We start from the raw sequence: 9,392 nt of genomic DNA on the forward strand, positions 1-9,392 counted from the left end.
CGCTGCCATCCCTGATGATGGTGCTGATGGGCGCTGTTGGGCTCGGTGCGGGCAATCAGGAGATGCCCAGCCCCCGGCTGCGCCCGATCGTCCAGCTGATTCCGCCGGTCTCGCGCATGATGCCCGATACCTGTTTGCCGATCGCCTTCTCAAGTACCGGTCGCCAGGGGACGAGCGTGAAGTCGCGGGCTTTCTCGATGAGCGCATATTTCCCGTCGCCGATCTGAACCAGCCGGCGACAGATGCCCTCGATCGGCTGGCCGTGTTTCGTCTCCGCGAAGGGAATGCCTAGCTCCTCGCTCAGTTGCCCCGCAACCCGGCGCAGTTCGCGCTGGCGGAGTGTCGCGAGGAGATTGGCGCGCACGCGGATATTCTCGCCATCCCCATCGGCCAGTTGCTGCTCGACCAGCCATTGCCGGCGAAGGTCGAGCGCCTTGCGTAGCTCGGCGCCAAAACCTCTCCCCGTCGATGTCGGGTTCGGGGCGGTCAGTTCCCGATCGAGCCAGGTCACGCCATCATGCCGGGCAAGCTGCTCGACCGGCATGGTGGACAGCGTCTCGATCGTGACCGGCTGATCGCGCAGTTTGCCGCGCTCCCAGGCTTCCACCCGAGCCAGATGATCGGGTGCGATGGCCCAGCTTCCGTCGGACCGCCGCTCGACGTCCCCCGTACTTCGGCGGAACGCTTCGAGCCGGCGGACATGCGTCTCGGCAAAGGCCTCAGGGTCATGTTGGAGATGCAGGTCGACGCTGTAGCTGCCGCCATGCGCGGCGGCGATCTCGGCGACCGTGCGATCGACCGGCCGCACCGTCACGGCGGCGGGCGCAATCCTGACGAGTTCTCGTGCACTGGTGGCCGAAGCATCGATCCCAATATCGACATAATGGCTGAGACCATCGGCGCCATCGACGATCAGGTAATGACGGTCGGCAATTTCGTCGGCGAGGCCCCGCGCGACCACTTTGCCGATGATCGGGGCGGTTCCGCCTTCGTCCGGATCATAGATGGTGTAATCGGCCGGTGATCGCTCGGGCGCCCGCTCGATCATGGCGCGCTGCATCGTCCGGATGATGTCGCCGCGCTCGCCCATCGCGCGCAGCGTCTGTTCGAGGTCGACATCAAGCCGCCAGCTTCCCCGTCCTTCCTCGCGCGCCAGCCCCATCCGTCCGAGCGTCTGGAGCCGCCCGGCGCGTAGCGATTGCTCGACGCCCTCGTGATGAGCGGGACGGACCAGCCCGTCCTCGCCGACAGCCTGCAACAGACGCCGGTCGATCCCGGTGAAGCGCTCCTGTTCGACCTCGCGCAAATTGGCGCGCATGATTTCCTGTGGACTTCGCGGCCCCAGATCGAGGTCGACCAGTTCGGCAGCGCGGGCGCGCAAACCCTGGGTCATATATTCGCGAGCGATGATCAGGTCCTTGCCGCGATCGTCCTTGCCCCGAACGATGACATGGCTGTGCGGATGCCCCGTGTTGAAGTGATCGACCGCCACCCAGTCGAGCTTCGTTCCCAGGTCCTGCTCGACCTGCGCCATCCATCGGCGCACCAGTGGCTTCAGATCCTCATATTCGGCGCCATCCTCGGGCGCGACGATGAAGCGAAACTGGTGGCGATCACCGCTGCCGCGTTCGAGAAAGACCTTGCCATCGATGGCCTCATCGGCCCGCCCATAGAGCAGGCCGCGCTCGCCCTCGCGCGTGGTGCCATCGCGTTGGAGATAGCGCAGATGGGCGATCGCGGCGCCCTGGCCCTTGCCGCCCAGCTTTACGATCCGGGCCTTGACCACGACGCGGCGGCCCGTCCAGCCGCCGCGCGAGGCGAGTATCCGCCCCACCCCAGAACCGCGCCCGATCCGCACACCGGTAAAGCTGCTTGCCTTCCGCGCCACCGTGCCGCCCGCGCGGTTGACGGCGCCGCGCATGCGGTGTGCGAACGGACGGTCATTTCCCAAACGGCCAAGCCAGAGTTCGAACGGATCATCGGGCATCACTGGAACCTCATCACGGCAGAACCACCGCGATGAAGGTATGATCGCGCTACCGTTCAAGGTGCTCCAAAGACGGCACCGTCGCAGCCCCCGGAACTGCGCCATTCCTGGCCGGCATGGCACGGGGGTGGAGGCAATTATCGGGACAGCCCCGGCTTATGCCTCCCCCTTAAACGACGTGCAGACGCCACATTCTGGGCCTCATGGAGGCACAGCTTTCAATCTTGCCATCGCCTTTTGACCCTCTTCTTGCAAAATGTTCTATGTTTGTTCTATACTTGCTGCCCTGCCAAATTATGATGAGAAACAGGCCAGTGGGCGTCCAAATCGAAGCAAGCGATGGCCATCAACTGAGGCTGACTGGTGATGTCGAAACGCTGCTCCACCTGCCCACGCGGGCCAAAACCGAAGGCTTTTCGCTGGCGATTTCCGACGGCAGTCTGATCCGCGGCGGCTATGATGTCAGCAGCGATTGCTGCCGGTTTTCCATCGGCGCGGAAGGTGCCGCCATCATCAAAATCATGCGCGCCGATGATGGCGATCGGCTCGACATTGGCTGGCGGATCGACTGGATTACGCTCGCATGCGGCAGCGATACGCTATGCCCGATCGATGCTGGTGACGCGCAAGATATGCGACAACTGGTGCTCGATATCAGTGTCATACAGGCGGTCGGCGTCGTAACTCACGCCTGAATTCGTGTGGATTGCGGACGTTATGGAAGCTATGCACTCTGACCTGGGGGACGATGTGGCAGGCTTAACGACCGACATAATAGCCGTTCGCGCTGCAATTGGCTGGGCGGCTGGTCTCATCGGCACCGGATTGATCGGAGGCTATTTGGCGTCCCTGCCAAACGGGCCTCGGTCCGGTTGGGTGGTCATCCCAATCCTTGCGACAAGGATACCCCTACTTCTCGGTCCGGCAGGCGTCGGGTTAATCGTAGGGAGGTTGACCAGCGGCCTTGTCGAAATCGCGGCGTATTCGGCCATTGGCGTATCTGTCGTCGCCTCAATGTGGTTGTCTGCAATCGCGGCTCAATTTGCGCAGAACATAGCTTGTCGCCTGTTCGGGGCGAGACAGGCACCCATTCGATGGTGGTCGGGCGATACTGGCAAACGGTCCCGCCGTCGAAAGCGGCAGCCCAGCCAGAAGAAAGGTACTGTCCGCTAGCGCGGTCGCCTTTCGCCGGAGTGGCTATCCATCTCAGGCCGCCTTGGCGAGGGTCTCGATCCGCATTTCACATGCTTCGCGCACGAGGGTCTGGAGCAGCATCACGCGGGCCGCGATCCAGTCGAGCTGCTCGGCGGTAATGCGGTAGGATCGTGAGTAACGCGCCTTCACATAGGCATCGCGCAGCAGCGCATAGCAGCGTTTCTCGAACCGGGTTTCGCGCGGCCAGACGGCTTTCAGCGAGGGCTCAAGCTCTTCGGCTAGGTCGCGCAGCCGGTTCAAATTATGGGTCTTGGGCGAGTACAATGTGCGGACCAGAAAAAGGCAGTGATAATAGCGCTCAGTCGCTTGATGGAGCAGGAACGCAGCCAGCTTGCCCTTGCCTTTTCCTATCGCATCGGTAGCGCTTTCGAGGAAATCGTCAGCGCTTTCGACCCACTCATCGAAGTAGTCCTGCGTCTCCCGCAACGCCTGTTCCGCCGACAGCGGCTGCGGATCGGCGAAGGGATAGCCCGGCTCCTCGAACAGCATGATGCCGTCGCGCACGATGTCCATGAAGAAGTAGCGGCCGAGCCTCAGCTTCTCGTTCACCTCGTCGAGACTGTGATAGATCAGGCTGAAGGGCGTGCGCAGCACGGTGCCCGCCGACAAGTCGGCGAGCAGCTGGCTCTCGGTCTTCTCCCAGAATTCGGCGAGGTCGGTGAGATCGTCATGATTGACGACGACCAGCAGATCATAGTCCGAGAAATAGCGCCCGACCGGATCCTCGACCCAGTCGCCGCGCGCGTATGAACCGAACAATATGATCTTGAGCAGCTTGCCATTGCGGAAGCGCGGCTGGGTCCGCTGCGCGGTCGCGCGCGCAAACCCAGCGCGCACGATCTCGACCACATGCGCCAGTTCGCGCTGCTTGCCGTCGGGCAGATGATCAAGGCCGGTCTTCATGGGAACAGTCCTAACCCGGCATGACACATCCGCCAACCGTGCCGCGCGTAGACGGCAAGATTGGCGGTAAAATCATCGCCCTTGCCGCCATCTCTGCCACCAATGCCGGGGCGGTGGGGCTTCGCCATGTCGCAGATTATAATCAAGGTGACATAGGGCACTGGCGAATTGACGCTCGACAGCTTTGACAGAAAGGCCGGTTACTTTGGCGATCTGATCATAGGACATCGCATCCAGACGCACCGCAAGAAATATCTCGCGGCGGAGCTTGGGCATTGATAGCAACGCCGCTTCAAGTCGCGCCAATATTTCGGGATCAGGTGCCCCGCTTGGGATCGGATCGACCGGCTCGATCGATCGCTCCAGCGCGCGCCGGGCGCGCTGCGTCATGTCGGGTTCGGGGGTGTCGGTCATGGGATATCTCCCGTACAACAAGGGACCGGCGGCCCGCAGACCGCCGGTCAATGAAGGTCACGCAGCCTGCGCCATGGGCGCGACATCGCTCCCGGCTGTGCCCGCCTGGGTCATTGCCTCGGTCGCGCTGGCCGTCCGGTTGACGCTCGCGACGCCACGACGTTCTGTGTAGCTGGTCGCCGGGAACCGTAGCCAGCGCGGCACCCAGCCCTCGACCTTGGTGCGGCCATTGGTACCGTCGAGGCAGTCGCGGATGATCTGGCGTTTGACCTTGCCGGTTTCCTTGATGTTGGCGTCGGCAATCTCCTTGCCCGCCACCTCGGCCAGCATCGCGTCGGTAGCCTCGCGGTCGCGAATGCCGTCGAGCAGGGCAGCATCGGCCTGCCAGACATCTGCCATGTCGATGCCAAGCTGCATCCCTAGCGCGTCGACAAGCTCGCTGCGGGCATCGAGCGTTTCGCCCATCACAACCGCCAATATGTCCATGACCGTCGCATCGTCGAGGGTGGACAGCTTGGCGAGCAGGCCGGTCAGCGTGCCGCCGCCCCGCGCGATGGTCGGGCTATCGGGGTCATAGTCCAGCACCGCCAAGAGCTTGCGCCGCTGGGCATCGAACCGCGCCTCGGACAGGCTGTTCTCGACGCTCTCGACAATGGCATCGGGGCCACGCTGCGGTTCGATCCTGACCGTCCACAGCGATGATCCCGCGATCATATGCGCGACCGCGACGCGCAGGCAGATGCCGGGCATGGCGATCATCCGCGCCCTGACGGCGGCATGACGGTGCAGGTCGATGTAGTCCTGTTGGCTGCTGCTGATCTCGGGCCGCTTGGGAGTGTCGATGGCTTCGCCCTTGGCGAGCTTGCGCGCCTCCCTGACGGTCACATAGCCCTCATGGAAGGCAACGTCACCGCGCGCACTGGTGACGATATAGACCTTGCCGCCCTTGCGCTTCGGGCAGCGTTCATGCTCCCAGCTGTGGAACGGTTCGCCCTGCGGCAGCACGACGACATCGTTCCACCCGGCCTCGCGGTAGGTCTCGATGCGGGCTTCGATCGCTTCGTTCTGCACGGTCCAGAAGGCCGCGACATCGGCGAAAAAGCGGTCGTCGCCGAACAGGTCGGAGACGATGCCGCCGCTGTAGCCATCGATATCGAACAGCGCAGCGCTGACCGGGATCGACACGCCGCCGAACACCCACGCCTTCAGGGAATGGCCGGTTGGACAATAGCTGTTCGGATCGTCGAGCAATCCCAGCCATTGCTGCTGCTGCGCCTTGGTCGCGAGGGTCAGATGCCGCACGGTGGCCGGGTCGATCTCACCGCGCCGATAGAGGTTGCGGATGCGCGGGAGCAAATTGCCCAGCGCGAGCGTCCGCTTCACCTGCAACTCTGTGAGGCCGAAAGTGGTCGCGATATGCTCGGGGGTTCGGCCTTCGCGCACCAGCCGGGTGAAGCATTCCCAGCGGGTCACTTCATCGGGATCGAGCCGGGCGATATTCTCGATCAGCGACGCTTCGAGCGCCGCCGCGTCGTCGCCAGCCTCCATCACCGCGCAGGGTAGCGCTTCGGCTTCGCCGGTTTCCTGCGCCACCGCCAGCGCAGCCTGATATCGCCGCTTGCCCGCAACGATCTCATAGGTGTCGGGTGTCCCGTTCTGCCGCACAATCAGCGGCACCAGCACCCCGCGCGCCCGCACGGATGGTAGGATGTTGGACAGGTCGGCCTTGCCCTTGCCGCGCATGTTCACGCCGGAAATGGCGAGGTTAGCGATGTCGATATGCTTGAGTTCCATTGTCTTCACTCCTCTTCAAACCGCCGCAACCGGCGCCGGAATGGCGGGTGGGCGGCGGGAGCGAACCGGCAGGCCCGCCGGCAGAGCCGGGGTGCATCCGAAGGACCGGAACGAAGAGGAGGACTCGGCGAAGCCGAGTTGCGGCCCGGCGCGGCGGGCCTAAAGGGTAGCGACGCCCACCCGCCAGATCGACGCCGCCAGGCCAACGCCGCCGCGCCCACGGCGCGGCGACCGCCGGGGTGGCGCGCAGCGCCGGCCCCATGCGTTACTGATCGTCACTCGAATGAGACGAGACGCGCGCAGCGTGGCTCGGTGGAGCGCAGCGGAATAGAGCAGGGTCGCGCCAACGGCGCGAAACGCTCATCTTATATGGAGACAGTCCGCTGACCATGAAACTTCATCAACTATTCATAGACTTAGCTGAATATTCCGGCGTCCACAGGGACACGGGAAACGTTTCGCCGTAACCTCGCTATAGGCGCGCTGGCCAACAGTGCGACCTAGCTTCCCAAGGTGGTGCACGCTCCCCGTTCGATAGTTGGAGGTCACGGTGGAAATGCAACAATTCTGGGCCGGGCTGGACATCGGAGAAGGCAAAACAGCGGTCTGCGTCACGAGCGATGCTGGTGAGGTGCTGCTCGAGCAAATGGCGACGTCGGACATTCCTGGCGTTGCTGAAGTTCTCGAGCCCTTTACCCAGATCGGCGGCGTGCGCGTCAGCATCGAAGCCGGCATGGGAAACCAGCTCGCGAGAAAGCTGCGAAAGCTCGGCTACCCGGTCGTTGTCTTTGACACGATCACGTCGAACAAATTCCTTACGATCAGGCGGAACAAGACCGATGCGAACGACGCGCGCGGTCTGGCTGACCTCGGTCGGATGCGTCGGACGGCGGCGGTCTCAGTTCACGTAAAAAGCGTCGAAATCCAGCGCCTGCGATCCCAACTGGTATTCCGCGACCAGTTGCTTCGACAGCGGACCGCGCTCGACAGTGCCTTGCGCGCACTGCTGCGCGAGAACGGAGCAGACCCGAAGGCCGCGCCACCCAACAAAGGTTGGCGGGTCAGGCTCGAACAGGAAATGACCCGGCTAAGGCAATATGAAGAAGTGGATCTCACCGCACAGGCGAGGCCAATGGTCGAGGTCCGGGAAGCCCTGGATCGGTATGTGAAAGCGGCCGACAAGCAAGTGCTGCAGACGGCCGAATCGAACCCGATCACCAAGAGATTTCTGCAGATACCCGGCGTCGGACCAATCAGCGCACTCTCATTCTACAGCGCGATCGAGAATCCGATACGCTTTGCAACGTCCGCGGACGTCGGCGCGTATCTGGGGCTCGTCCCCAGGGTGAAGCAGTCGGGAACGATCTGTCAGCGTTCGCGAATCACAAAAGCGGGCAACAAACTGACCAGGGGTCATCTCGTTATGGCCGCTGGAGTGTTGATCAGCCGAACCAAAACCGAATGCGCCATAAAGGATTGGGGCCGGCAGGTGGCGGCTCGCGCGGGGCACGGGAAGGCGAAGGTGGCAGTTGCCAGAAAACTCGCGACCGTGATGTTGAGCTTGTGGAAATCCGGTCGAGACTTCCAGCCCTTCCCAATCCCCAGTTGAACTTGAAGCCTACAGGCTTGGACCCCGTCCACATGTCTAGAGCATCACTCAGTACCAGGAGCTGGGGCCAAGCCTGTAAATCGTTTATGTGGAATTTCGCCGGGTGGTCGGCGCGGATGTCCAAGTCTTCTGACCAAAGGCGCCGACACGCACTCAAGGGCGTCTCAACACCCGGCTCGTGATCGCATGGCCTGCTTGGACTGTGTCGGAGCCGGCCCGCGGGCGGGTGAGATTCTCGAGCCTTTCGAATGATTCGGCTTCCATCGGCCACCCTGGCGTAGGCGCGGAGGGCGCCGTCCGGTCAGCCGACCCCGAGACATAGATGATGGGCGCCCAATCAGCCGGTCAACGACTCATCGGCTTATATTGTGGACGTTGCCGTCCATGGACCTCGGAAATCTTGCCGCGCTGACAACCAAAGCGGTGGCCCCAACATCCCGGAGGCTCGGGCGGTTGCCCAAGCAGGCCAGCCAATATGAACTGCGCTTTCTATCCGTCGATTTGCAGTTATCTTCCCGCACAGGCTGGAGATGATGTCGAGCATGGATAGCTTCCCGAAACGCGTAGCCGAGAATATCCTTCCTTTGTCGGTCGCAAGGACTTTGCCTGCTGCCTTCCGGGAATGGCACTTCACCGGCCAAACAGTTGATCACGAAATTCCGGAGGAGACCTGCCGCCTTTGTGACAAGGAGGGGCTTCGATACCATTTCGAGATTCGGAACGACCAAACGGGTCATCGCCTCGACGTCGGTTCCGAGTGCATCCTCAAATTCCAGGTCGCTGTCTTCGACGAGGGCCGCGAGCTCGAACCGGACGAGGCGCGTAAAGCCCTTGCCGAACGGATGCGGCAGATGCGGCTCGAAAGCTGCCTGCGCGCGCTGGAACGGCTTGCAGCGGCCGAAGCGAATGACATCCTTTCGAATGCGCTCACTTACTACAGGCTTCATAAATCGCTGACGCCAAAATTCGCGAATGTCGTGTTCTGGCGATTGCAAGCCAACGCGATCGATCACGACCCCACGTTCTTCAAGGTGCGGCTCGATAAGTCGAGCTATGTTACCGATCTTGGGGCAATGCCCCGGCGCAACATCCATCGTATCTGGAAAGCGCTGACTTCAGCCCAGCGCAAAAAGGCGATTGAGCTCGGCCACTCCGCTCCGCCGGAGTGAGGGGGCGGACAGGCAACGGTCCGCGACGCAATCTCAGGGCCGCCAGACGATCTGCTGGTTGACGATGTCGCCGATGTTCCAGTTGCGCGCGCGCAGCAGCACGAGTTCGGCGTCCGTGAAGGCATCGTTCCGCATGGCCAGGCTGAGCTGCTGCCGGTTTCGTGGACACCAAGATAAGGTGTTTTCGGAACCGGAGGGTGTAGATGCAACGACGGAAGTTCAGCCGAGAGTTCAAGCTCGAGGCGGTGAAGTTGGTCCGAGATCGCGGCGTGGCGGTAGCGCAGGCCGCGCGCGATCTGGA

At 62.6% G+C, this 9,392-nt stretch carries 8 protein-coding genes; 4 read left to right on the forward strand and 4 right to left on the reverse strand.

Features of this window, described 5'->3' with window-relative positions:
- Positions 1-55 precede the first annotated feature (55 nt).
- Positions 56-1,987, reverse strand: coding sequence for a relaxase/mobilization nuclease RlxS (rlxS, locus tag ACP7BY_RS06495; protein WP_137903260.1), 1,932 nt, complete (start codon positions 1,985-1,987; stop codon positions 56-58).
- 314 nt (positions 1,988-2,301) lie between these two features.
- On the opposite strand from rlxS, the gene ACP7BY_RS06500 reads away from it, so the two are divergent.
- Entirely contained in the window at positions 2,302-2,682 is a 381-nt protein-coding gene (locus ACP7BY_RS06500; protein WP_033964007.1) for a hypothetical protein, read from the forward strand.
- A 511-nt stretch (positions 2,683-3,193) separates the two neighbouring features.
- On the opposite strand, the gene ACP7BY_RS06505 is transcribed toward ACP7BY_RS06500, so the two are convergent.
- The 3 genes from ACP7BY_RS06505 to ACP7BY_RS06515 form a co-directional block, all read right to left on the reverse strand.
- The gene (locus ACP7BY_RS06505) at positions 3,194-4,105 is read right to left on the reverse strand and encodes a HEPN domain-containing protein (protein ID WP_033964004.1); all 912 of its coding nucleotides are present in this window, start codon (positions 4,103-4,105) and stop codon (positions 3,194-3,196) included.
- A 72-nt stretch (positions 4,106-4,177) separates the two neighbouring features.
- Positions 4,178-4,519: an RNA polymerase sigma factor gene (locus tag ACP7BY_RS06510; protein ID WP_231564943.1), complete on the reverse strand. Its 342-nt coding sequence runs from the start codon at positions 4,517-4,519 to the stop codon at positions 4,178-4,180.
- Positions 4,520-4,576: 57 nt separating this feature from the next.
- Complete coding sequence (locus ACP7BY_RS06515) at positions 4,577-6,313, reverse strand: ParB/RepB/Spo0J family partition protein (protein ID WP_033964003.1); 1,737 nt, start codon at positions 6,311-6,313, stop codon at positions 4,577-4,579.
- Between the two features lie 556 nt (positions 6,314-6,869).
- On the opposite strand from ACP7BY_RS06515, the gene ACP7BY_RS06520 reads away from it, so the two are divergent.
- The 3 genes from ACP7BY_RS06520 to ACP7BY_RS06530 all read left to right on the forward strand — a co-directional run.
- Positions 6,870-7,922, forward strand: coding sequence for an IS110 family transposase (locus tag ACP7BY_RS06520; RefSeq protein ID WP_249340908.1), 1,053 nt, complete (start codon positions 6,870-6,872; stop codon positions 7,920-7,922).
- A 542-nt stretch (positions 7,923-8,464) separates the two neighbouring features.
- Positions 8,465-9,091 (forward strand): hypothetical protein, encoded by a 627-nt coding sequence (locus ACP7BY_RS06525; protein ID WP_137903262.1) that lies wholly within the window; start codon positions 8,465-8,467, stop codon positions 9,089-9,091.
- A 203-nt stretch (positions 9,092-9,294) separates the two neighbouring features.
- On the forward strand, positions 9,295-9,392 hold a 98-nt coding region (locus ACP7BY_RS06530; RefSeq protein ID WP_426287999.1), incomplete at its 3' end, for a transposase.

The organism is Sphingomonas sp. PSPC2-2, from assembly GCF_049897725.1.
GTDB lineage: Bacteria > Pseudomonadota > Alphaproteobacteria > Sphingomonadales > Sphingomonadaceae > Sphingomonas.